Annotated in this window: 23 protein-coding genes; 19 read left to right on the top strand and 4 right to left on the bottom strand. The window is 67.9% G+C overall.

The window, feature by feature from the left end; translation table 11 throughout:
* The 11 genes from hemW to era all read left to right on the top strand — a co-directional run.
* A partial coding sequence (gene hemW / locus ACAM49_RS11715) for a radical SAM family heme chaperone HemW (protein ID WP_369635490.1) occupies positions 1 to 954 on the top strand: 954 nt, incomplete at its 5' end.
* A gap of 67 nt (positions 955 to 1021) precedes the next feature.
* On the top strand, positions 1022 to 1816 hold the full coding sequence (locus ACAM49_RS11710; RefSeq protein ID WP_369635489.1) for an alpha/beta fold hydrolase: 795 nt from the start codon (positions 1022 to 1024) through the stop codon (positions 1814 to 1816).
* Positions 1817 to 1826: 10 nt separating this feature from the next.
* A complete protein-coding gene (locus tag ACAM49_RS11705) occupies positions 1827 to 2411 on the top strand; it encodes a thioredoxin family protein (RefSeq protein ID WP_369635488.1) in 585 nt (194 codons plus the stop codon).
* An 83-nt stretch (positions 2412 to 2494) separates the two neighbouring features.
* Complete coding sequence (hrcA, locus tag ACAM49_RS11700) at positions 2495 to 3535, top strand: heat-inducible transcriptional repressor HrcA (protein WP_369635487.1); 1041 nt, start codon at positions 2495 to 2497, stop codon at positions 3533 to 3535.
* 35 nt (positions 3536 to 3570) lie between these two features.
* Entirely contained in the window at positions 3571 to 4728 is a 1158-nt protein-coding gene (gene dnaJ, locus ACAM49_RS11695; RefSeq protein WP_369635486.1) for a molecular chaperone DnaJ, read from the top strand.
* Positions 4729 to 4732: 4 nt separating this feature from the next.
* On the top strand, positions 4733 to 5473 hold the full coding sequence (locus tag ACAM49_RS11690) for a 16S rRNA (uracil(1498)-N(3))-methyltransferase (protein ID WP_369635485.1): 741 nt from the start codon (positions 4733 to 4735) through the stop codon (positions 5471 to 5473).
* Between the two features lie 222 nt (positions 5474 to 5695).
* The gene (locus ACAM49_RS11685; protein ID WP_369635492.1) at positions 5696 to 6766 is read left to right on the top strand and encodes a PhoH family protein; all 1071 of its coding nucleotides are present in this window, start codon (positions 5696 to 5698) and stop codon (positions 6764 to 6766) included.
* A gap of 22 nt (positions 6767 to 6788) precedes the next feature.
* Positions 6789 to 7346 (top strand): rRNA maturation RNase YbeY, encoded by a 558-nt coding sequence (gene ybeY / locus ACAM49_RS11680; RefSeq protein ID WP_040806460.1) that lies wholly within the window; start codon positions 6789 to 6791, stop codon positions 7344 to 7346.
* A complete protein-coding gene (locus ACAM49_RS11675; protein WP_369635484.1) occupies positions 7343 to 8683 on the top strand; it encodes a hemolysin family protein in 1341 nt (446 codons plus the stop codon). Before ybeY ends, ACAM49_RS11675 begins: the two co-directional genes overlap by 4 nt.
* Complete coding sequence (locus ACAM49_RS11670; protein WP_369635483.1) at positions 8676 to 9110, top strand: cytidine deaminase; 435 nt, start codon at positions 8676 to 8678, stop codon at positions 9108 to 9110. Before ACAM49_RS11675 ends, ACAM49_RS11670 begins: the two co-directional genes overlap by 8 nt.
* The gene (gene era / locus ACAM49_RS11665) at positions 9107 to 10054 is read left to right on the top strand and encodes a GTPase Era (RefSeq protein ID WP_369635482.1); all 948 of its coding nucleotides are present in this window, start codon (positions 9107 to 9109) and stop codon (positions 10052 to 10054) included. The genes ACAM49_RS11670 and era overlap by 4 nt, the downstream gene beginning before the upstream one ends.
* Positions 10055 to 10071: 17 nt before the next feature.
* Here the strand turns inward: era and ACAM49_RS11660 are convergent, their stop codons facing one another.
* Entirely contained in the window at positions 10072 to 11487 is a 1416-nt protein-coding gene (locus tag ACAM49_RS11660) for an amidase (RefSeq protein ID WP_369635481.1), read from the bottom strand.
* A 436-nt stretch (positions 11488 to 11923) separates the two neighbouring features.
* Here ACAM49_RS11660 and recO point away from each other — a divergent pair, with 436 nt between their 5' ends.
* The 4 genes from recO (at position 11924) to ACAM49_RS11640 (ending at position 15302) form a co-directional block, all read left to right on the top strand.
* Complete coding sequence (gene recO, locus ACAM49_RS11655; protein ID WP_369635480.1) at positions 11924 to 12697, top strand: DNA repair protein RecO; 774 nt, start codon at positions 11924 to 11926, stop codon at positions 12695 to 12697.
* Between the two features lie 97 nt (positions 12698 to 12794).
* Complete coding sequence (locus tag ACAM49_RS11650; protein ID WP_369635479.1) at positions 12795 to 13997, top strand: arylsulfotransferase family protein; 1203 nt, start codon at positions 12795 to 12797, stop codon at positions 13995 to 13997.
* A 106-nt stretch (positions 13998 to 14103) separates the two neighbouring features.
* Positions 14104 to 14898, top strand: coding sequence for an isoprenyl transferase (locus ACAM49_RS11645; RefSeq protein ID WP_245568468.1), 795 nt, complete (start codon positions 14104 to 14106; stop codon positions 14896 to 14898).
* Positions 14899 to 14951: 53 nt separating this feature from the next.
* Positions 14952 to 15302, top strand: a complete 351-nt coding sequence (locus tag ACAM49_RS11640) for a hypothetical protein (RefSeq protein ID WP_369635491.1) — start codon at positions 14952 to 14954, stop codon at positions 15300 to 15302.
* Between the two features lie 3 nt (positions 15303 to 15305).
* Here the strand turns inward: ACAM49_RS11640 and ACAM49_RS11635 are convergent, their stop codons facing one another.
* The gene (locus tag ACAM49_RS11635; protein WP_369635478.1) at positions 15306 to 15929 is read right to left on the bottom strand and encodes a TetR/AcrR family transcriptional regulator; all 624 of its coding nucleotides are present in this window, start codon (positions 15927 to 15929) and stop codon (positions 15306 to 15308) included.
* A 103-nt stretch (positions 15930 to 16032) separates the two neighbouring features.
* Here ACAM49_RS11635 and ACAM49_RS11630 point away from each other — a divergent pair, with 103 nt between their 5' ends.
* A complete protein-coding gene (locus ACAM49_RS11630; protein ID WP_369635477.1) occupies positions 16033 to 17052 on the top strand; it encodes a hypothetical protein in 1020 nt (339 codons plus the stop codon).
* A 77-nt stretch (positions 17053 to 17129) separates the two neighbouring features.
* On the opposite strand, the gene ACAM49_RS11625 is transcribed toward ACAM49_RS11630, so the two are convergent.
* Entirely contained in the window at positions 17130 to 17543 is a 414-nt protein-coding gene (locus ACAM49_RS11625) for a Fur family transcriptional regulator (protein WP_369635476.1), read from the bottom strand.
* A gap of 3 nt (positions 17544 to 17546) precedes the next feature.
* Positions 17547 to 17942, bottom strand: coding sequence for an ArsR/SmtB family transcription factor (locus ACAM49_RS11620; RefSeq protein WP_369635475.1), 396 nt, complete (start codon positions 17940 to 17942; stop codon positions 17547 to 17549).
* 149 nt (positions 17943 to 18091) lie between these two features.
* Here ACAM49_RS11620 and ACAM49_RS11615 point away from each other — a divergent pair, with 149 nt between their 5' ends.
* The 3 genes from ACAM49_RS11615 to ACAM49_RS11605 all read left to right on the top strand — a co-directional run bounded on the left by ACAM49_RS11615 (position 18092) and on the right by ACAM49_RS11605 (position 22424).
* Positions 18092 to 19483: a glycine--tRNA ligase gene (locus tag ACAM49_RS11615; protein ID WP_369635474.1), complete on the top strand. Its 1392-nt coding sequence runs from the start codon at positions 18092 to 18094 to the stop codon at positions 19481 to 19483.
* A 194-nt stretch (positions 19484 to 19677) separates the two neighbouring features.
* Positions 19678 to 20403 (top strand): DUF6875 domain-containing protein, encoded by a 726-nt coding sequence (locus tag ACAM49_RS11610; protein WP_369635473.1) that lies wholly within the window; start codon positions 19678 to 19680, stop codon positions 20401 to 20403.
* A gap of 179 nt (positions 20404 to 20582) precedes the next feature.
* Positions 20583 to 22424 (top strand): multicopper oxidase family protein, encoded by a 1842-nt coding sequence (locus ACAM49_RS11605; RefSeq protein ID WP_369635472.1) that lies wholly within the window; start codon positions 20583 to 20585, stop codon positions 22422 to 22424.
* The last annotated feature ends 136 nt before the right edge of the window (positions 22425 to 22560 follow it).

Genomic DNA, 22560 nt, shown 5'->3' with positions numbered 1-22560 from the left:
GTGGAGACCGTGTTCGTGGGTGGGGGGACGCCGTCGTTGCTCTGTGGGGACGGGCTGGCGGGGGTGCTCGATGCGGTTCGGGAGAATTTCACCCTCGCGCCGGGGGCCGAGGTGACGACGGAGTCGAATCCGGAATCCACCTCGCCTGAGTTCTTCGAGCGGATTCGGGCGGCCGGATATACCCGGGTCTCGCTCGGCATGCAGTCGGCGGCGCAGCATGTGCTGAAGATCTTGGACCGCACCCACACTCCCGGGCGGGCTGTGGCTGCGGCTCGCGAGGCGCGGGGTGCCGGATTCGAGCATGTGAATCTCGACCTCATCTACGGCACGCCCGGTGAGACCGACGCCGATCTCGATGCCAGCCTCGATGCCGTGCTCTCCGCGGGCGTCGACCACGTCTCCGCCTACTCCCTGATCGTCGAGGACGGTACGGCGCTGGCCCGCCGGGTTCGCCGCGGCGAACTGCCCGCCCCCGACGACGACGTCCTCGCCGCCCGCTACGAACGCATCGATTCCCGCCTCGAAGCCGCGGGCCTGCACTGGTACGAGGTCTCCAACTGGGCCGCCTCCGACGCGGGCCGCTGCCGCCACAACCTCGGCTACTGGGACGGCGGCGACTGGCTCGGCGCAGGTCCCGGCGCCCACAGCCACGTCGGCGGCACCCGCTGGTGGAACGTGAAACACCCCGCGCGCTACGCGGACCGGGTCGCCACCGGCATCCTCCCCGCCGCAGGCTGGGAGTCCCTCACCGCCGAAGAGCGCTACACCGAACGAGTCATGCTCACCGTCCGCCTCCGCACCGGCCTCCCCCTCGAAGACCTCGACCCCGCCGGCCGCCGCGCCGCCGACCGCGTCATCGCCGACGGCCTCGCCGAACTCACCGACGATCGCCTCACCCTCACCGCCCGCGGCCGCCTACTCGCCGACGGCGTAGTCCGCACCCTCCTGAGCTGAGCGCGTATGGAGATTCCGAACGCGCTTTCACCGCCGAATCTCCGCGCTTCCTGAAGAATTGACCACCATGTTCCGGTTGGTGCGTGCCGCCGTCGTGGCGGTCATCCTCGCTATTGGACCGTTCTCGGCTGCCGTGCCAGCGACGGCCGCGCCGCTGCCCACAATCGTGCTGGTGCACGGCGCATTTGCCGACACCTCGAGCTGGGACGGCGTGGCCGCACGGCTGCGGGAGGACGGGTATCGGGTTGTGACGCCGGAGAATCCGTTGCGTGGGCCCGCGAACGACGCGGCCGCGGTGCAGCGGGCGATCGATGGGATTTCCGGGCCGATCGTGCTGGTCGGGCACTCGTATGGTGGCACCGTGATCAGCAACGTGCACGATGCCAAGGTTGAATCGCTGGTCTACATCGCTGCTTTCGCGCCCACGCAGGGCGAGGTCGCGCTGCTGGAACTGAATCCGCTGCAATATCCGGGTTCGCAGCTCACTCTGGCGTTGCGGCCCAAGATCGTTGACGACCCGTCGGGCATCGCCGGAAAGAATCTGGACGCCTATATCGATCCGGCGAGTTTCCGCGATGTCTTCGCCCAGGACGTCGATCCGGCCACCGCCGCGGTCATGGTCGCTCGCCAGCACTCCCTGGCGCTCACCGCCAACCTCGAGCCGTCCGGGGCTCCGGCCTGGTCCACTACCCCGAGTTGGTATCTCGTCTCCACCGCCGATCGCGTGATTCCCCCTGCTTCGCAATGGGATATGGCCAAGCGGATGGGTGCGCACGTCTCCTCGATCGACGCCTCGCACGCCGGGCTGGTCTCGCACCCGGCCGACGTCGCCGCGGTGGTGGAGGCGGCCGCCGGTCGGTGACAATGGGCGGATGGCGCTCGCATCGTTCATGGTGCCGATCGGCACGCCCGCACCGGAATTCACGTTGCCCGCGGTGGATGGCACCGAGGTTTCGCTGGACTCGTTCAAGGAGCCCGCGTTGTTGGTGGTGTTCCTGTCGAATCACTGTCCGTACGTTCGCAAGATCGAGACGGAGCTCGGGGCGGTGGCCGCGGAGCTCGCCGAGCGGGGGTTGGCGACGGTCGCGATCTGCAGCAACGACACCGACAACTATCCGGATGACGACGCCGCGCATTTGCGAGATCAAGTGCGGCGGGCCGGGTTTCGGTTTCCGTACCTGATCGACGAGTCGCAGGAGGTGGCGCGGGCGTATCAGGCGGCGTGCACGCCGGACCTGTTCTTGTACGACGGCGAGCGGCGGCTGGCCTATCGCGGGCGGTTCGACGCGGCCACGCCCGGAAACGACGAGCCCGTCGATGGCTCGTCGCTGCGGGACGCTGTCGAGCATGTACTCGCCGGGCAACCCGTCCCCGAACCGCACACTCCGAGCGTCGGATGCGGCATCAAGTGGAAGCACGGTCGCACACCGGGCGGTTGGGTGACTCCGCGCAGCTGACGGGCGGTCGCACAGCAACTTGACAAGGGGTCACTAAACTAGGGTGGGTAATCCCTGGAATTTTCGCGCGAGGAGGTGGGGCCATGTCGAGCACAGAGCAGCGCCGGCTCGAGGTCCTGCGGGCCATCGTGGCGGACTACATCGCGACCAAGGAGCCGATCGGGTCCAAGACCCTGGTCGAGCGGCACAACCTTGGCGTATCGAGTGCGACGGTCCGCAATGACATGGCCGTGCTGGAGGCCGAAGGCTATATCGCCCAGCCGCATACGTCGTCGGGTCGCATCCCGACCGACAAGGGCTACCGGCAGTTCGTCGATCACATCGCCGAGGTCAAGCCGCTGTCGAATGCCGAGCGCCGGGCCATCATGGAATTCCTGGAGAGCGGTGTCGATCTCGACGATGTGCTGCGCCGCGGCGTCCGGCTGCTGGCCCAGCTGACCCGGCAGGTCGCCATGGTCCAGTACCCGACGGTGTCGGCGTCGACCGTGCGCCACATCGAGGTCGTGGCCCTCAACCCCGCCCGACTATTGCTGGTCGTGATCACCGACACCGGCCGCGTCGATCAACGCCTGGTCGACCTCGGCAATCTGATCAGCGAGGAAGACCTGGCCGCCCTGCGCGGCATGCTCGGCAAGGCCATGGAGGGCAAGCGCCTCGCGGCCGCTTCCGCCTCGGTCGCCGAGCTCCCCGAACATTCCCCGCCGAAGCTGCGCGACGTACTCATCAGGGTCTCGACGGTCATGGTCGAGACCCTCGTCGAGCATCCCGAGGAACGTCTCGTCCTCGGCGGCACCGCCAACCTCACCCGCAATGCCTCCGACTTCGCCGGGAACGGATTCCCGGGTTCCCTGCGTTCTGTCCTCGAGGCCCTCGAGGAGCAGGTGATCGTGTTGAAGCTGCTGGCCGCGGCGCAGGTGCCGGGTACGGTGACGGTGCAGATCGGCGAGGAGACCAAGCTCGAGCAGATGCGTGGGACGGCCGTGGTGTCCACCGGTTACGGGATGCCCGGTACGGTGCTCGGAGGTATGGGGGTATTGGGGCCGACCCGCATGGACTACCCGGGAACCATCGCCTCGGTAGCGGCTGTCGCCCGATACATCGGTGAAGTGCTCGCCGAACGGTGAGCAGGCTGAAGACGAAACAGGACTAGAGAGCGCACGTGGCACGGGACTATTACGCACTGCTCGGCGTCGCACGCAACGCGACCGACCAGGAGATCAAGCGCGCCTATCGCAAGTTGGCGCGTGAACTGCATCCCGACGTGAATCCGGAGCCGGAGGCCCAGGAGAAGTTCCGCGAGGTCTCCAGCGCCTACGAGGTGCTGTCGGATCCGGAGAAGCGACGCATTGTCGACCTCGGCGGCGACCCGCTGGAATCCGGCGGCGGCATGGGCGGCGGTTTCTCGGGTGCCGGGTTCGGCGGCCTCGGTGATGTGTTCGAGGCGTTCTTCGGCGGCATGAACGCCTCCGGCGGCGGCTCCCGCAAGCCGCGCGGACGCGTGCAGCCCGGTGCGGATTCGCTGCTGCGCACGCGACTGTCGTTGCAGGAGTGCGCGGTCGGCGTCACCAAGCATCTGACCGTCGACACCGCCATCCTGTGTGATCTGTGCCAGGGCGCGGGCACCAACGGCAACTCCAAGCCGGTGCGCTGCGAAACCTGTGGCGGCGCGGGCGAAGTGCAGACCGTGCAGCGGTCCTTCCTCGGCCAGGTCATGACCTCCCGGCCGTGCCCCACCTGCCGTGGTGCGGGCGAGACGATTCCCGATCCCTGCCGCAAGTGTGGCGGCGACGGCCGCGTGCGCTCGCGCCGTGAGATCGCCGCGCCGATTCCGGCCGGTGTCGCGAACGGCATGCGCGTGCGTCTCGCCGCCCAGGGTGAGGTCGGCCCGGGTGGCGGTCCCGCCGGTGACCTCTATGTCGAGATCGTCGAGCAGCCGCACGACACCTTCGTGCGCGACGGCGACGACCTGCACTGCACTATTCGCGTTCCCATGGTCGACGCCGCGCTCGGCACCACCGTGGTCATCGACACCATCCTCGACGGCCCCGTCGAGCTGACCATCCCCGCCGGCACCCAGCCCGGCGAGGCGTCGGTGCTGCGCGGCCACGGCATGCCCAAGCTGCGCGCCAGCTCCCGCGGCGACCTGATCGCGCACCTCGACATCGTGGTGCCGACCAAGCTCGACGCCAAGCAGTCCGACCTGCTGCGCAAGTACAAGGGCCTGCGCGCGGGCGAGCACACCGAGGTGATGACCGCCCAATCCGAGCACAACTCGGGCCTGTTCGCGCGCCTGCGCGCATCCTTCAGCGGACGCTGATCCCTTGGCCGCCACCGTCTTCTACCTCGACGACATCCCCGACCCGGGTGCGACCGCGGTCCTGGACGGCCCCGAGGGCCGCCACGCCGCCACCGTCCGCCGCACCCGGGTAGGAGAGGCCATCACCCTCTCCGACGGCCACGGCACCCTCGCCGACTCGGAAGTGGTTGCGGCCCACAAGGACCGCCTCGAACTGAAGGTCCTGAACAAACGTCTGGCGGAGCCCTGGACCCCGCAGGTAACCGTGGTCCAGGCCCTCCCCAAATCCGACCGCTCCGAACTAGCGGTCGAACTCATGACCGAGGCCGGTGCCGACGCGATCGTCCCCTGGCAGGCCCTCCGCTGCGTCTCCAACTGGGAATCCAAGGCCCGCAAGGGCGTCGAAAAATGGCGCGCCGCCGCCAAACAAGCCGCCCGCCAATCCCGCCGCGCCTACATCCCGGATGTGGCGGACTTGCACACCACTCGCGAGCTTCTCGAATTGGTCCGCACCGCAAAGTCTTCCGGCGCCCTCGTAGCCGCCCTCCACGAGTCCGGCGAATCCCGCCTCACCGACCTGTCTTTCACCGACGTCCCCGAAATCATCCTCATCGTCGGCCCCGAAGGCGGCCTCGACGACTCCGAACTGAAGTCCCTCGCCGAGGCCGGCGCCGACATCGTCCTGCTCGGCCCCACCGTCCTGCGCACCTCCACCGCCGCCGCGGTCGCCCTCGGCGCGCTGGGCGCGCTCACCCCGCGCTGGTAGATCGGGCGGCCTCCGATATCGCCTGGTTGCGGCACGGAATGGAGTCGGGGGTGCGGCGGTTGCGTGACGGTGGGTTGTTTCGCCTGTTGGTAGCGGCTTATTCACTGGGCCGTGTCGGTGGGCGGCGGTAAACTTCTGTCAACGAATACGGGATCGAGACCGGGAAGCAGGCTATAGCCACTTTTGAGAAACCCAGGCGAAATCGGCGATCAGAGCACTCCCATTGCCGGCATCGGGGCCAGCGTCAACGGGTCCGGGCCGGCGGGGCGGACCGTTCGTTCCAGCATCGAATTGGCACCGGAGTCGGTGTTCGGTTTCCTGGGTTCGGCTGATGAGAACCTGCGGGAACTCGAGCGGCTGCTGGTCGCCGACATTCATGTGCGCGGGAATTCGGTCACGTTGACCGGCAAACCCGCGGATGTCGCGCTCGCGGAGCGGGTCGTCGCCCAGCTGGTCGCGCTCACCGCGCGCAATCGGGTGGTCACGCCCGAGGCGGTGCGGCACACCTACTCGATGCTCACCGAGGGTTCCTCGGATTCCCCGGCGGAGGTGCTGAGCCTGGACATCCTGTCCCGGCGCGGCAAGACCATCCGCCCCAAGACGCTGAACCAGAAGCGCTATGTCGACGCCATCGACGCGCACACCATCGTCTTCGGTGTGGGCCCGGCCGGTACCGGCAAGACGTATCTGGCCATGGCCAAGGCCGTGCAGGCGTTGCAGACCAAGCAGGTCAATCGCATCATCCTGACCCGGCCGGCGGTCGAGGCGGGTGAGCGGCTGGGCTTCCTGCCGGGCACGCTGAACGACAAGATCGACCCGTACCTACGTCCGCTCTACGACGCCCTGCACGACATGATGGATCCCGAGGCGATCCCGAAGCTCATGCAGGCCGGTGTCATCGAGGTCGCGCCGCTGGCCTACATGCGCGGTCGCACGCTGAACGATTCGTTCATCATTCTGGACGAGGCGCAGAACACCACGGCCGAGCAGATGAAGATGTTCCTCACCCGCCTGGGCTTCGGCTCCAAGATCGTGGTGACCGGTGACATCACCCAGGTCGACCTGCCGAACAACTCGCGTTCGGGTCTGCGGGCGGCGACGGAGATCCTGCACGGCATCGATGACATCCACATCGCGGAGCTCACCAGCGCCGATGTGGTCCGGCACCGGCTGGTCGGGGCGATCGTCGATGCCTATGACCGCTACGAGTCGGAGACCCGGCCTCCGGCCGCGGTCCACTACCCGGGCAATCGGGCGCAGCGACGTGCCGCGAGCCGGGGAGAGCGACACTGACCTCGCCATCTAGGCTGTTCGGGTGAGCATCGAGATCGCCAACGAATCGGGTATCGAGGTATCCGAAGAAGAACTGGTCAGCGTCGCGCGCTTCGTGATCGGGCAGATGGACGTCCATCCGGCGGCCGAACTGTCGATGGTGCTGGTCGATCTCGACACCATGGCGGATCTGCACATGCGCTGGATGGACCTGCCGGGTCCGACCGACGTCATGAGCTTCCCCATGGACGAGCTGGAGCCGGGCGGGCGGCCCGATGCCGCCGAACCCGGCCCCTCCATGCTCGGCGATATCGTGCTCTGCCCCGAGTTCGCGGCCCAGCAGGCCGAGAAGGCCGGGCATTCCATGGATCACGAGCTCGCGCTGCTGACCGTGCACGGCGTCCTGCACCTCCTCGGCTACGACCATGCCGAGCCGGAGGAGGAGAAGGAGATGTTCGCGCTACAGGCCTCCCTGCTGGAGGGCTGGTACGAGCATGTCCGCCAGGAGATGCGCCGCGCCGAACTGGCCGACCGCGATCAGCGGCTGCTGGGCAAGACCGGATTCACCGACACCACCGGTGATCCGCTGGGCCCGGCGTGAATTCATTCGTTCTGCTCCTGCTGGCGATCGTGCTGGTCCCGGCGGGTGGTGTCTTCGCGGCGCTGGATTCGGCGCTGAACACCATTTCCCCCGCGCGCGTGGAGGATCTGGTGCGCGCCGATCGCACCGGCGCCGCGCGGCTGGCCCGCATCATCGCGGACCGGCCGCGGTACGTGAATCTCATGGTGCTGCTGCGCCTCACGTGCGAGATCACCGCGACCGTGCTGCTGGCCGCGGCGCTCATGGACTGGCTGGGCGAGGCCAGCGCGCTGCTGATCACCGCGGCGGTCATGGTGCTGGTCGACTATCTGGTGATCGGTGTCGGCCCGCGCACCCTCGGCCGCCAGCACGCGTATTCGCTGGCGCTGGGCGCGTCGCTGCCGCTGCAGGCCATAGGCTCGCTGCTGGGCCCGATCAGCCGCCTGCTGATCCTGATCGGTAATGCGATCACCCCCGGTAAGGGATTCCGCAACGGCCCCTTCGCTTCCGAGATCGAGCTGCGCGAGGTGGTGGATCTGGCCGGCGAGCGCGGTGTCGTGGACGCCGACGAGCGCCGCATGATCCAGTCGGTGTTCGAACTCGACACCACCCCCGCGCGCGAGGTGATGGTGCCGCGCACCGAGATGGTGTGGATCGAGGCGGACAAGACCGCGGCGCAGGCGATGTCGCTGGCCGTGCGGTCCGGGCATTCCCGGGTGCCGGTGATCGGCGAGAACGTCGACGACATTCTCGGCGTCGTCTATCTCAAAGACCTTGTCCCGTACGCGGATCGGAGCCGCAAGGTGAAGGTGCGGCAGGTCATGCGGCCCGCCGTGTTCATGCCCGACTCCAAGCCGCTGGACGCCCTGCTCGACGAGATGCAGCGCCGCCGCAACCATATGGCGCTGCTGGTCGACGAGTACGGCGGCATCGCCGGGCTGGTCACCATCGAGGACATCCTCGAGGAGATCGTGGGCGAGATCGCCGACGAATACGACAAGGACGAGATCGCGCCGATCGAGCAGATCGGCCACGGCCGCTACCGGGTCTCGGCCCGGCTGCCGGTCGACGACCTGGGCGAGCTGTTCGGCATGCAGATCGAGGAGGAGGACGTCGACACCGTCGGCGGTCTGCTCGCGCACGCGCTGGGCCGGGTGCCGCTGCCCGGTTCCAAGGCCGTCGTGCACGGCCTGCAATTGAAGGGGGAGGGCGGGGCCGACGCGCGGGGCCGCATGCGCATCCACACGGTGGTGGTGCGCAAGGCCCCCGAGAAGACGAAAAGCGAACCCGCCGACGGTGTTTTTCGAGAGAGCGAGCCGGGCGGCGGCGCACACGAGGACGGAGAGGCCGATGATTGAACTGGACGCCGAGGACAACAAGCTGGCGGTCCTCGCCCGCGGCGCCATGGGGCGGACCGGCGGCACCGGCGGTGCGGCCGTGCGCGATACCGACGGACGCACCTACGCGGCCGGGACCGTGGAGCTGTCGACGCTGCGGCTGACGGCTCTGCAGGCGGCGGTGGCGGCCGCGATCTCCAGTGGCGCCGAGGGTTTCGAGGCGGCCGTGGTGGTCGCGGGTAAGTTCTCCGATCTCGGCGTGTCCGCGGTGCGTGAGGTATCGCCTTCCGCGCGAATCATTTTCGGCGATGCCAAGGGCGCGGTGTTCGACGTGCTGGACGCGAACGACGCCTACGGCGTCGAGAACCCCATTTCCGCGCAGCGGCCCGAGGCGGGCGAAGTGCCGGCGGCGCTCGATATCGACACCGAATCGGAGGTCTTCGAATGAGCGGCAAGAACAAGGACGAATTCCGTTCCGGCTTCGTCTGTTTCGTCGGACGCCCGAACACCGGCAAGTCCACGCTGACCAATGCCATGGTGGGGCAGAAGATCGCCATCACCTCCTCGCGGCCGCAGACCACCCGGCACACGATTCGCGGCATCGTGCACCGCGAGCACGCGCAGCTGATCCTGGTCGACACCCCCGGCCTGCACCGCCCGCGCACGCTGCTCGGCCAGCGGCTCAACGACCTGGTGCGCGACACCTATTCGGAAGTCGACGTGATCGCGGTCTGCATCCCGGCCGACGAGAAGATCGGCCCCGGCGACCGCTGGATCGTCGAGCAGATCAAGACCATGGCGCCCAAGACCACCCTGCTCGGCGTGGTCACCAAGATCGACAAGGTGAGCCGGGACCAGGTCGCCCATCAGCTCATGGCCGTCTCCCAGTTGCTGGGCCCCGAGGCCGAGGTGGTTCCGGTCTCCGCGGTCAAGGGTGAGCAGGTCGAGGTGCTCATCGACGTCATCGCCTCCCAGATGCCCGAAGGCCCCGCCTTCTACCCCGACGGCGAGCTCACCGACGAGCCCGAGGAAGTCCTGATGGCCGAGCTCATTCGCGAGGCGGCCCTGGAGGGTGTGCGCGACGAGCTCCCGCACTCGCTGGCCGTGGTGATCGAGGAGGTCCTCGAACGCGACGAGAACGACGATCCCGAGACCGAGGGCCGCCGCTCCCACGAGGGCATGCTCGACGTCCACGCCCTGCTGTACGTGGAACGCCCCAGCCAGAAGGCCATCATCATAGGCAAGGGCGGCGCGCGCTTGAAAGAGGTGGGCACCAACGCCCGCAAGCAGATCGAGCACATCCTCGGCACCCGCATCTACCTGCACCTGCACGTGAAGGTCGCCAAGGACTGGCAGCGCGACCCGAAGCAGCTCGGCAAACTCGGCTTCTAGCCGGGGGATTCAGCGTTTCAGGGCTGGGGCCACCACGCGGCGGGCCGGGTCTTCTGCCACTGGAGTTCCGACTCGAGCTGGGCGGCAACCGAAACCAGCAGGGGTTCGGAATTGGCCGGGCCCATCAGCTGGGCGCCGACCGGCAGCCCGGTGGCGGTGAAGCCCGACGGGACGTTGACGGCGGGCCAGCCCAGGACGTTCCACGGCCAGGTGTAAGGGCAAGCGGCGGTGATGAGTTCGTCGGTCGCCCAGTTGCTGATGCCGTCGATCTCATGGACACCCGGCGGCGGGGTCGCCGTGGTCGGGGCCAGGATCAGGTCGAAGTCGTTGAACATGCGGCCGATTCGCATGCGCAGCAATGGTTCCGCCTGCCGCGCCGCGAACAGCAGCGGGGACAGCAGGCGTCCGACGAGGGCGTTGTGGGTGGTGCGGGGGTCCACCTGCGCCTTGGGGAGTCGCTCGAGGGCCTGGTTGACGCCGGTCAGCGAGCGGGGCAGGAAGGTCGCGCCCATCAGCACGCCGTAGTGGATATCGGCGATGGTGACCTGGTGGCCGAGGCGGCGCAGCGTGTTCGCGGTGGCGTGCACCCGTGCCTCCACCTCGCGATCGAGCGCGGTCCTGGTGGCGGTGAACGGGATTCGCAGCGACAGCGCGATGCGCAGGCGGCCCGGATCGCGGCCGACGGCATCGGAGACGCGCAGCGCGGGCGGGGTGTGCAGGTCGCCCGGATGGGGTCCGGCGGCGGCATCCAGCAAGAGCGCGGCATCGGCGACGGTCCGGGCGAGCGGCCCGTTCACGGTGAGCCCGTAGAACGCCTCCGGCAGCGGCCAGGTCGAGATGCGCCCGCGCTGCGGCTTGATCCCGACCAGGTTGTTCCAGGCGGCCGGAATGCGCACCGAGCCCGCCCCGTCGGAACCCAGTGCGGCGGGCACCAATCCGGCCGCCACGGCCGCACCGGACCCGCCCGAGGACCCGCCGGGCGTATGCTCGGCGCTCCACGGATTCCTGGTGTGCCCGAAGGCATCTCCGCTCGTGAACGGCAACTGCCCGAGCTCGCAGGTATTGGTCTTGCCGACGATCACCGCACCGGCCGCACGCAGCCGCCGAACCGCCTCCGCGTCTTCGGTTTTCGCCGGGAAGTCACCGCCGCAGCCGAAAGCCGTTGGGGTACCGGCCAGATCGGTGTCGTCCTTGATGGCCACCGGCACCCCGAGCAGCGGGGCCCGTTCCCCCGCGGCGAGCTTGCGATCGGCCGCCGCGGCCTCGGCCAGCGCCTCGGCCCGGCGCACGATCCGGAAGGCATTGAGCGCACCCTGACTCGCGTCGATCCGATCCAGAACGGCGGTGGTCGCCGCCACCGAGGTGAGCGTCCCGTCCGCCAGTGCCGCCGCGAGTTCGACCAGTCCGAGCTCGCCAACCGACGCCAGTGTCATGTGAATCCCGTCTCTTCCGTACCCGTGGGTAACGTAGCGCGATTCTGGTCACACGTCCAATGTTGGTGCGCGGCAAGATCGGCCCGAATTGCGCGGGAGGTTCGGACCGATCCCACCTCCTCGGCGGCGCTGAGGTGAAGGCGCTCCGCCGATGTCTCGAGGCCACCGCGAGGGGCGGCCGCCTAGCGATCCCGCCGCCGGTCCTCGTGCGAACCGTCGTCCGGCCCACCCCGCCGGGGCCGGACGACAGTGCACACGACGGGCCCCTCGGCACGCAGGGACCGCGGAGCGGAGGCTCTGTGGAAGCGCACTGCGGGTGTCTTTCGCATGGTCCGAGCATCGGGGCTCCCGCCAATCGCCCACCAACGAACCACTAATCGGCACACGCCCGCCCACTCGTCGCCATCCGGTCGGTCCCGCGTGCAAGACTGTTGCGGTGCGGTTGTATCGGGATCATGCGGTGGTGCTGCGCCAGCACAAGCTGGGCGAGGCGGATCGCATTGTCACGTTGCTGACGCGGCAGCACGGGCTGGTTCGGGCGGTGGCCAAGGGGGTGCGGCGGACTCGGTCGAAGTTCGGGGCTCGGTTGGAGCCGTTCGCGTATGTGGATGTGCAGTTGCATCCGGGGCGGAATCTGGACACCGTCACCCAGGTGCATACCGTCGAGACCTTCGCGGCGGATATCGTCGCCGATTACGGCCGGTACACCACCGCGTGCGCGGTGCTCGAGACCGCGGAGCGGCTGGCGGGTGAGGAGGGGGCGCCGGCCCCGCGCCTGCACACGCTCACCGCGGGTGCGCTGCGGGCCATCGCGCAGGGGCACCGGCCCCACGAACTGATCCTCGACGCGTTCCTGTTGCGCGCCATGGGTTTCGCCGGATGGGCCCCGGCCCTCGACGATTGCGCCCGCTGCGCCACCCCCGGCCCGCACCGCGCCTTCCACGTGGCGGCCGGCGGCGCGGTCTGCGTGCACTGCCGCCCGCCGGGCGCGGCCACCCCGATGCTCGGCGTCCTCGACCTCATGAGCGCCCTCAATCGCGGCGACTGGTCCGGCGTCAACGCCATCCCCGACACCATGCGCCGCCAGGCCAGCGGCCTCATCGCCGCGCACCTGCAATGGCATCTCGAACGCCAGTTGCGCACCCTGCCGCTGATCGAGCGCACCCGCCCGCACGAGGCCGTGGAGCGCGCGGGGGCCGCGATCGGCTGATCCTGGGAGTCCCGGTGAGCGGGACTCGAACCGTGGTCAGGATCAGTGAGATTCGATACGGGGGCAGCTGAAGGTTAGGGAGCCTAAAGTTCTCGGCGTGTTCCTCGCCTCCTCTCGAAAATTCGCCCGCGCGTCCGTGGCGCTGACCGCCGCCGTCCTCGCTGTCTCCGGCTCCGCCACCGCGGCCGCCGAGCCGGTGACGCCGAGCTCGCCGTTCGGCGGGTTCGCGTACACGGTGAAGGTCGAAAAGCCCGGGGAGGCAGACGGATTCATCTACTACACCAGCGGCGTGAGCGCGGCCGCGCTGGTGCCGGGGCTGGGGACCGTGGCGCAGGTGCTGCCCGGCGGGCGGCCCGCGAACATCGTCGCCGACCGCTCCGGCAAGGAGATCAAGCGGTTCGAACCGCCTGCGGGACAGGATGTCTCGAACTTCCGGACCCAGACCTATCAGGGGCGCACCGTGCTCACCTGGTGGCAGGGCAGCACGGTGGCCGGGCACGGCTCGGGCGTGGGAATCATCGCCGACGAGAACTTCAACGTGCTGGCGACCGTGGACCCGGGCGGCGCGGGCGCGGATGTGCACGAATTCCGGCTCACCCCGGACGGTCGCGCGCTGCTCACCTCGTATCCGCAGGTGGATGCCGATCTCACCGCCATCGGCGGCCCGGCGAACGGGAAGATGTTCGACACCGTCGCCGTCGTCATCGATGTGGCATCGGGCAGACAGCTGTTCCGCTGGAGCGCGGCCGAGCATGTCCCGCTCAGCGATTCGGAGACCTCCGGCAAGCTCACCGGGGACGTCTACGACCCGTACCACATGAACTCGATCAGCTTGGATCCGTCCGGGAATCTGGTTGTGTCCCTGCGCAATACGGCGGCTGTATACGACATCGACCCCAATACCGGCGAGATCCTGTGGCAGCTGGGCGGCAAGAATCCGACGCTGACCGCTGATCCCGGCGTCGAATTCGCCTTCCAGCACGATGCCGAATTCACCGACTCCTCGACGCTGCGGCTGTTCAACAACAACTCGTCAGGCCTGGAATCCCGGGGCAGGTCGAGCGTCGAGTGGATCCACATCGACCTGGCCGCCAAGCGCGCCACCCTGATCCGCAACCAGCAGCACCCCGACGGCATCGTCACCCCCGCCATGGGCAATGCGGAATCGCTACCCAACGGCAACACCCTGGTCAGCTGGGGCATGACCCCGCGCATCTCCGAGTTCACCCCGGGCGGCGAGCTCGTCTACGACGCCGTCCTGCCGTTCGGCACCTACCGCGCTTACCTCGCCCCGCGCTGATTCGCCGGTGGCGGACGCTGACCGGTCGGTGGAGGAAATGTAGGGGTTCCGGGGCAATCGTGTGGGTCCCGTTCGGCCGTCGGGGCCGTCGGGCAGGATGGTGGGCGTGATCGGTACTCGGAAATCATCGAACGAGCAGCGTGTCGTGCGGCCGCCGTCGCCGCATCCGTCGGGAGCGAAGCCGCCCGCCATTCCGGCGGAGTTCGTGCCCAGGCATGTGGCGCTGGTGATGGACGGGAACGGCCGCTGGGCGCAGGACCGCGGGCTGCCGCGCACCGCCGGGCACGAGCGCGGCGAGGCGGTGCTCATGGACACCGTCGAGGGCTGCATCGAGATCGGCGTGAAGTGGCTGTCGGCGTATGCCTTCTCCACCGAGAACTGGAAGCGCAGCCCGGACGAGGTCCGCTTCCTGATGGGCTTCAACCGCGATGTGATCCGCCGCCGCCGCGACGAGATGCACGAGATGGGTGTGCGCGTCCGCTGGGCCGGTCGCCGACCGCGCCTGTGGCGCAGCGTGATCAAGGAATTGGAGATCGCCGAGGAGCTGACGCAGGACAATACGGTGATGACCCTCACCATGTGCGTCAACTACGGCGGCCGCGCCGAGATCGCCGACGCCGCACGGGAAATCGCGCGCCGGGTGGCGGCGGGGGAGATCGATCCGGAGAAGATCACCGAGGCCACCGTCGCCCGCTACCTCGACGAACCCGATATGCCGGACGTGGACCTGTTCCTGCGTCCCTCGGGCGAGCTGCGCAGCTCCAACTTCCTGATCTGGCAGGCCGCCTACGCCGAATTCGTCTTCCAGGAAACGCTTTTCCCCGATTTCGACCGCCGCAACCTGTGGGACGCCTGCCTCGAATACGCCAAGCGCGACCGCCGCTTCGGAGGAGTGAAATGACCGATCAGCTGACTCCCGCCGAGGAACTGCAGCTGCGCGCCAAGGCCGTGCTGATGCGCTTCGGCGTGGACGTGCACGATCAGGAGGGGGGCCTCGGCTTCGAATACGAGGGCGCGCTCTGCTCGCTGCGCGGGGTGAACCTGTCGCCGGGCCTGGATGTGCTGGCGCTCATGTGCATTCTGGCCTGGGACCGCCCGGTCAAACCGCAGCTGCACAAGCGGGTCGCCGAGCGCAATGCCGGGCTGCAGTTCGGCACGCTCACCGTGGTGTCCCGCGACAAGCTCGCCGACGTGATCATGCGCTACACCTTCCCCGCCGCCGGACTCGAGGACGAGCCGCTGGCCACCATCCTGCTGCTGAGCCTGTCCGGTGCGGGCCGTGCCCGGCAAGGCCTGCTGCCCTGACGGTCAGGTATGGGCGACGGCCGGGGCGCTGCTCCGCATGTTCGGCGTGAGCAGTTCGACGCCGCGGTACAGCGTCTCGGGATCCACGTCGCCCATGATCAGGTGCTGCAGGATGAAGCCGGGCAGGATGCCGAGCATGGTCTTGGCGACCGCGTCGGTATCGGAATCCGGTGGCAACCAGCCGATGTCGCGCATGCGCAGCGCGTAGTCCTGCCAGAGGCGGCGGATGCCGCCCAGCGTGGTGCGCACATAGTCGCCGATATTGGGGTCGGTGAGGGCCAGCGACCAGGCCTGGGGGATGAGGTGCACCGGGCCGCCGGGCGCGCTGAGCTGGACGATCGCCTCGGCGACGGTGCGGATCAGTTCGGCGGGGGTGGGTAGGGGATCGGAGTGCACGGCCTCGAAGAGGGTGGCGTGTAGCTCGGTGCTCGCCTCGGTGGTGAGGGCGGCGATGATGTCGTCCTTGGACTTGAAGTAGCGGTAGACCGCGCCCGCGGACAGGCCCGATTCGGCGAAGACGTCCTGCATGGTGGTGGCGTGTAGGCCCTTGCGGGCGAAGCAGGTCTGGGCGGCGTCGAGGATCTGCTGCCTGCGGCGTTCCAGGTGCTCCTCGCTGACTCTGGGCATGCGCCCAAAGTAAAACGAATATCCGTTCTTGACAAGGTGACAGCCGGATGTCAGCCTTGTCCCAACAAAAAGAACGGACCTTCGCTTTCTTTGGAAGAGTGTCATGAACACAGCGCAGCGCACACCGGAGAACACCCGGCCCGCCTCGGCAACCAACCCCCTTCCCAAGGCCTTCCGCCTCGCGCTGGCGCTGGGCCTCGCCGCGGCCGTCATCCAGGCCGTCATGCTCATCGCCTTCGCCTGGCCCGCCGCCCGGGTGGCGCCCCGCGATCTGCCCATCGCCATCACCGGACCGCAGGCCGCCGCGGTCACCCAGCAGCTCAATGCCCGCGAGCCCGGCGGCTTCGACATCCGCACCGTCGCGGACGAATCCGCGGCCCGCGACGCCATCGAGAGCCGGGATGTCTACGGCGCCATCCTGACCGACGGGCAACCCCGCGTGCTGATCGCCTCGGCCGCGAGTCCGATTGTGGCGCAACAGCTTTCCGGCTTGGCCCAGCAGCTGAACGGTATCGCCCCCGCCCCCGTGCAAGATGTGGTCGCCGCCGACCCGCACGATCCACGCGGGGCCGGTTTCGGCGCCATGGTGCTCCCGCTGGTCATGTCCGGCCTGGCCGGTGGCGTACTGATGAGCCTGCTGGTCAAGTCGGTGCCCGCCCGCGCCGTCGGTCTGCTCACCTTCGCGATCGCCGGTGGGCTGCTGAGCATGACGATCGTGCAGGGCTGGCTGCACCTGCTGCCCGGCGCGTACCTGACCATGGCCGCGATCGCCGGACTGGTGTCCTTCGCCGTCGCCGGAACGGTAGCCGGTCTGGCTTCCGTCATCGGCCCCGCGGGCATCGGCATCGCCGCCCTCACCATGCTGCTGATCGGAAACCCGTTCTCCGGAGCCACTTCCGCGCCGGAGCTGCTGCCCAAGCCGTGGGGCACCATCGGCCAGCTGCTCCCGCCCGGCGCCGCCGCCACGCTGCTCCGCTCGGCCGCCTTCTTCGGTGACGCCTCCATCGCGGGTCCGCTGACGGTTCTGTTGTGCTGGGCCGCAGCCGCTCTGGTCCTGCTGGGCATCGGCGTCCTGCGCACCCCGGCTGCCGAGCCGGTCGCCGAGCCGGTTCCCGCCGTCTGAGCCGTACCCGACGAAAAACAGCGCGCCCCTGCGTATTACGCAGGGGCGCGCTTGCTTTTGTGGCGGTTGCCGTGCTGTCAGCCCTTGGCCTCGGCGCAGTCCTTGCAGGTGCCGAAGATCTCCATGGTGTGCGAGATATCGGTGAACCCGTGTTCGGCCGCGATGGAATCGGCCCAGGCCTCGACGGTCGGTCCCTCGACCTCAACGGTGCTGCCGCACTGGCGGCAGACCAGGTGATGGTGATGCCCGGTGGAGCACTGCCGGTACACCGATTCCCCGGTGTCGGTGCGCAACACATCGACCATCCCGGCGTCGGCCAGCGACTGCAGGGTCCGGTAGACGGTGGTCAGCCCGATGCCCTCACCGCGCTTGCGGAGTTCATCGTGCAGCTCCTGCGCGGAGCGGAATTCGTCGATATCGGCGAGCAGGGCGGCGATGGCGCTGCGCTGCCGGGTGCTGCGGACCCCGACGGTCTTCTCGGTCGTTCCCACGGCTCACCCTTCCTCGGCGTGCGCGACCGCGTCGATCACGATGTGCGCGAGATGTTCGTCGACCAGTTCGTAGATGACCTCGCGCCCGGTGCGCTCACCGCGCACCACGCCCGCGGACTTGAGGATCCGCAGGTGCTGGCTGATCAGCGGCTGGGTCACCCCGAGGGTGTCGACCAGTTCGTGCACGCAGCGCGGCGATTCGCGCAGCTGCAGCACGATGGCGATGCGCACCGGCGCGGCCAGGGCGCGTAGCAGTTCGCCCGCAGAGTCGAGAATGGTGCGCGACGGTACCGCCGGTGGCTGTGGCGACCGGTACGGGTACGGGTCGTGCGGGATCGCGGCCGGAGCCTCGGTCGCGACGTGCGAGCGCCGGATGGGCGCGCCGCTGTCGGTGGTCATCGAACCAACTCCTTATTGGAAACCGATGCCATTCTTATATGCAAGGTTGCGCATGTCAAACACGACACGGTGTTAAACCCGTAGCACGCGGCAGATAGTCTTGACTCAATCCTTTGCAATCTTCCGGACACGGATGGAGAAACGTTCAAGTGGCACCCAAGTCGAAGGTGGACACCGTCGCCAATCTCGCCAAGCGTCGGGGTCTCGTGTACCCGAGCGGTGAGATTTACGGCGGAACGAGGTCGGCCTGGGATTACGGTCCGCTGGGCGTGGAGCTCAAGGAGAACATCAAGCGGCAGTGGTGGCGGTCCATGGTGACCAGCCGCGACGACGTGGTCGGCCTCGACTCGTCGATCATCCTGCCGCGTCAGGTGTGGGTGGCCTCGGGCCACGTCGCGGTGTTCAATGACCCGCTGGTGGAATGCCTCAACTGCCACAAGCGGCACCGGCAGGACCACCTGCAGGAGGCGTACGCCGAGAAGAACAAGATCGACGACCCGGATTCGGTCCCGATGGACAAGATCGTGTGCCCGGACTGCGGCACCGTCGGCCAGTGGACCGAGCCCAAGGACTTCAACATGATGCTGAAGACCTATCTGGGCCCGGTCGAGTCCGAAGAGGGCATGCACTACCTGCGCCCGGAGACCGCGCAGGGCATCTTCGTCAACTACAAGAACATCGAGACCACCGCGCGCAAGAAGCCGCCCTTCGGCATCGCGCAGATCGGCAAGTCGTTCCGCAACGAGATCACGCCGGGCAACTTCATCTTCCGCACCCGTGAGTTCGAGCAGATGGAGATGGAGTTCTTCGTCAAGCCGGGCGAGGACGAGCAGTGGCACCAGTACTGGATCGACACCCGGCTGGCCTGGTACACCGATCTGGGCATCGATCCGGAGAACCTGCGGCTCTACGAGCACCCGAAGGAGAAGCTCTCGCACTACTCCACCCGCACGGTGGACATCGAGTACCGCTTCCGCTTCCAGGGCAGCGAGTGGGGTGAGCTCGAGGGCGTGGCCAACCGCACCGACTTCGACCTGAAGACCCACTCCGAGCATTCCGGCACGGATCTGGTGCACATCGACCAGAACTCGGGCGAGCGCTACACCCCGTACGTGATCGAGCCGGCGGCCGGTCTGACCCGTTCGCTGATGGCCTTCCTGGTGGACGCGTACCACGAGGAGGAGGTGCCGACGGCCAAGGGCACCATGGAGACTCGCACCACCTTGCGCCTGGATCCCCGGCTCGCCCCCGTCAAGGCGGCTGTCCTGCCGTTGTCGCGCAATGCGGACCTCTCGCCCAAGGCGAAGGACCTCGCGGCGAAGCTGCGCAAGAACTGGAACGTGGACTTCGACGACGCCGGGGCGATCGGCCGCCGCTACCGTCGCCAGGACGAGATCGGCACCCCGTTCTGCATCACCGTCGACTTCGACACGCTGGAGGACCAGGCGGTCACCGTGCGCGAACGGGACTCGATGGCCCAGGAGCGGGTGGCGCTGGATCAGGTCGAGGGCTACCTGGCGGCGCGGCTCATCGGAGCCTGATACATAGCTCGTAGGAAAGACCGGTCAATGCCTGACCGGTCTTTTCTTTTATTCCATTGCCCCCGAAATTCGGGGCGGCGTAGACAAATTGGGTACGGCACTACTCGTGTTAACGGCCCATGACCGGCGCACTATTTAGGGTGTATGGATATCGGCACCCTCTTGTGCCGTATCTCGATCATCCGAGGTGAGTCATGAGCGAGCGTGTTATCGGCCCCCGCTCGGGGCTGCAATGGGTTCCTTTGGGGGACACCGTTTTGGGGGAGACCGGATCATCGTGCCCAGCCGCCAAGTCCACGGTGGCGGCTTTTCGATCTTGGGCTGATTCCTTTCTGACCCAACCCAGTGACGAGCTGGGCAGGGACGGACCGGTATGCCCGTACGTGAAGCCGTCGATGCGGCGGGACCTGCTCTGGATGGCCCAGGTCCCGGCCGAGCGGCCGCGGCCGATGTGGGTACGGGCCATCATCCGGGACGCAATGGAGCTTTATCCCGAACTGCCTACGGGGAACGGCAGTTCCAGCTCCGTGTTGCGTTCGATGATCACCGTATTTCCGAATATGACGGATTATACGCTGATCGATGAAATCCACTCCGAATTCAAGAGCAAGTTCGTCGAGCGCGGGACGATGCTCGGGCAGTTTTATCCGGGCTGTGACCAACCGGGCTTGTGGAACAAGGATTTTCGGCCATTGGACGCGCCGCTGCCGATGCTGGTGGTGCGGTCCATGATGACGACCGATTTCCCATTCCTGCTCGACAAACCGGAATGGGCGGACGCATATGTGCGCAAGTTCGCACCGACGCTGCCCGCGCATGTGCGGTCGGTCATGGTGGGACGCTTGACATCTCGCCCCTCGTCGTGGGTTCCGGCCTACGAGGAGCGGCCGGAGGAGGAATCCTGCGCGACCAGCGGTTAGGTCCGGCGTGACGACGGTGATCAGGGTCGGGGTGTCCCATCACCGCACAAACGCCAGAACACACCGCGGCGTCGGTTTATACGCAATCGGGTAACGATCACCACGAGGACCCGAAGCGCGCGAGAGACCCGGGTACAGAATCGGAGAAGTCCGAGGACGGTCTACACCGGGGGCGGATCATGAGCGAGAACCTGCCGCGACGGGGGTTCCTGAAGGGGGCCCTGGCCCTGCTGGGCCTGGGGGTCGCCGCGACCGCACATGCCGATCCGTCCCCGGTGCCGCCGCCACCGCTGCCGATGCCACGGCTGCCGTCCATGCCGCTGACTCCGCTGAACTACCACTCACCGCCGTTGCAGCCCTTCGTCGATGAGCTGCCTATACCTGAAACGGTCCCGGCGGCAGGGGAATTGGCGGCGAGCTCCGCGATCCACCGCTATCACCGGGATCTGCCGGAGACCCGCAGCTGGGGCTACTCCCGGCCGATCCTGGGTCCGTGCCTGGAGGCGCGCCGGGATCGCCAGGCGCACATCGTCTTCCGCAACGACCTCGGCACGCACGTGATGGCCGAGCACGTCGATCTGACCATGCACGGCGTGACCGAGCAGGACCGCACCGATCCGCGCTTCACCGTCCACCTGCACGGCGGGGTGAACTCCCCGGACTCGGACGGGCATCCGCTGATCGGCTGGCGCAATGGCGGGCGGCCCAGCTACACGTACTCGAATCGGCAAGAGGCGACGGCACTCTGGTACCACGACCACGCGATGGGCATCACCCGCCTCAATATTCAGGCCGGGCTGGCCGGAATGTATTACATCCGGGACGAATTCGACACCGGCGAGGCCGACAACCCGCTCGGCCTGCCCAGCGGTGAGTTCGAGATCCCGCTGATCGTGCAGGACCGCACCTTCAATGCCGACGGCACGGTGCAGCCCATGGTCGGGCTCTATCTTCCGCAGGGCTACAACCAGTCCGGGCAGCTGGGCGACGTGGCCTGCGTCAACGGGGTGGTGTGGCCGCGCCTCGAGGTGCGCCGCACGCTCTACCGCTTCCGGCTGCTCAACGGCTCCAATTCGCGGCCCTACGTGTTCACCTTCACCAACGGCATGCCGATCTGGGCGATCGGGGGCGATCTCGGGCTGCTGGACGCACCCGTTCCCACGCCGACCATCCGGGTCAGCCCCGGCGAGCGGGTGGATCTGCTGGTGGACTTCAGCGGGCTGCACGACGGGGACGTGGTGGATCTGATCAATGTCGCGCTGAACGACATCGGCAACACCTTCTTCATGGTCCCGGAGCTGCGCGACATCATGCGCTTCACGGTGGCCGGGGACGGCCCGCCCGCGGTCATCCCCACCGTGCTACGCGGCGGACCCGGGCTGCCCGAGCCGCTGGGGGAGCTGCCCGCGCCGGATTCGGTGCGCACCGTGACCCTGATGGGCTACAACGACGATGCCCGGCTGGCGGCCGTCTTCCCGGGCATGGGGGTGCTCGACAATCTGCCGTTCCTGGGCACCGACATCGATATGGCGCAGGCCGGGGCCGTCGAGCAGTGGGACATCGTCAACACCACCTCCTTCGACCATCCGATCCACATCCACCTGGCCCGGCTGCGCATCCTCGGCCGCCAGCCCATCGCGCCCTACGACTACTGGTATTCCGACCCGCCGCCGGCCTTCGGCACCCGCTGGGCCCCGCCCGTCGACAACTTCACCGCGGGTCCGCTGCAGCCGCCCCCGGATTGGGAGACGGGCTGGAAGGACACCGTCGAATGCCCGACCGAGGCCGTCACCCGGGTGCTGGTGCGCTGGCCCACGGTCGCGGAGCTCGGCTTCGATCCGGACAGCCCCGTGCGGGTGCCGCCGGGCGCCGAGGCCATGTCCCCGACCGGGGATATGGCCATGTCCGGGATGGGGGAGCACGATGCCGGTGACGAGGAGATCCGCGGCTATGTCTGGCACTGCCACAATCTCGATCACGCCGACCACGACATGATGCAGCAGATACGGGTGTTGCGTTGATCGCTCCGGGTAATGCTCGAACGGTTGCTTCTTAATGGCCTGCCCCCGAAATAGGGGGCGGTGGAGAGAAATTGGGTAGTGCACTACTCGTGTTAACGGCCCATGACCGGAGCACCATTTATCTATGTGGGCAACG

Origin of the sequence: Nocardia sp. JMUB6875 (genome assembly GCF_041154655.1) — a bacterium.
GTDB lineage: Bacteria > Actinomycetota > Actinomycetes > Mycobacteriales > Mycobacteriaceae > Nocardia.
The sequence above is the reverse complement of the archived record's forward strand: the minus strand, read 5'-3'. Positions and strand labels throughout refer to the sequence as shown.

Coding starts and splice junctions, on each gene's coding strand:
- ACAM49_RS11710 (WP_369635489.1), top strand. CDS start 1,022: ATGTTCCGGTTGGTGCGTGCCGCCGTCGTGGCGGTCATCCTCGCTATT.
- ACAM49_RS11705 (WP_369635488.1), top strand. CDS start 1,827: ATGGCGCTCGCATCGTTCATGGTGCCGATCGGCACGCCCGCACCGGAA.
- hrcA (WP_369635487.1), top strand. CDS start 2,495: ATGTCGAGCACAGAGCAGCGCCGGCTCGAGGTCCTGCGGGCCATCGTG.
- ACAM49_RS11670 (WP_369635483.1), top strand. CDS start 8,676: ATGATTGAACTGGACGCCGAGGACAACAAGCTGGCGGTCCTCGCCCGC.
- era (WP_369635482.1), top strand. CDS start 9,107: ATGAGCGGCAAGAACAAGGACGAATTCCGTTCCGGCTTCGTCTGTTTC.
- ACAM49_RS11660 (WP_369635481.1), bottom strand. CDS start 11,487: ATGACACTGGCGTCGGTTGGCGAGCTCGGACTGGTCGAACTCGCGGCG.
- ACAM49_RS11640 (WP_369635491.1), top strand. CDS start 14,952: ATGCGCTTCGGCGTGGACGTGCACGATCAGGAGGGGGGCCTCGGCTTC.
- ACAM49_RS11635 (WP_369635478.1), bottom strand. CDS start 15,929: ATGCCCAGAGTCAGCGAGGAGCACCTGGAACGCCGCAGGCAGCAGATC.
- ACAM49_RS11630 (WP_369635477.1), top strand. CDS start 16,033: ATGAACACAGCGCAGCGCACACCGGAGAACACCCGGCCCGCCTCGGCA.
- ACAM49_RS11620 (WP_369635475.1), bottom strand. CDS start 17,942: ATGACCACCGACAGCGGCGCGCCCATCCGGCGCTCGCACGTCGCGACC.
- ACAM49_RS11610 (WP_369635473.1), top strand. CDS start 19,678: ATGAGCGAGCGTGTTATCGGCCCCCGCTCGGGGCTGCAATGGGTTCCT.
- ACAM49_RS11605 (WP_369635472.1), top strand. CDS start 20,583: ATGAGCGAGAACCTGCCGCGACGGGGGTTCCTGAAGGGGGCCCTGGCC.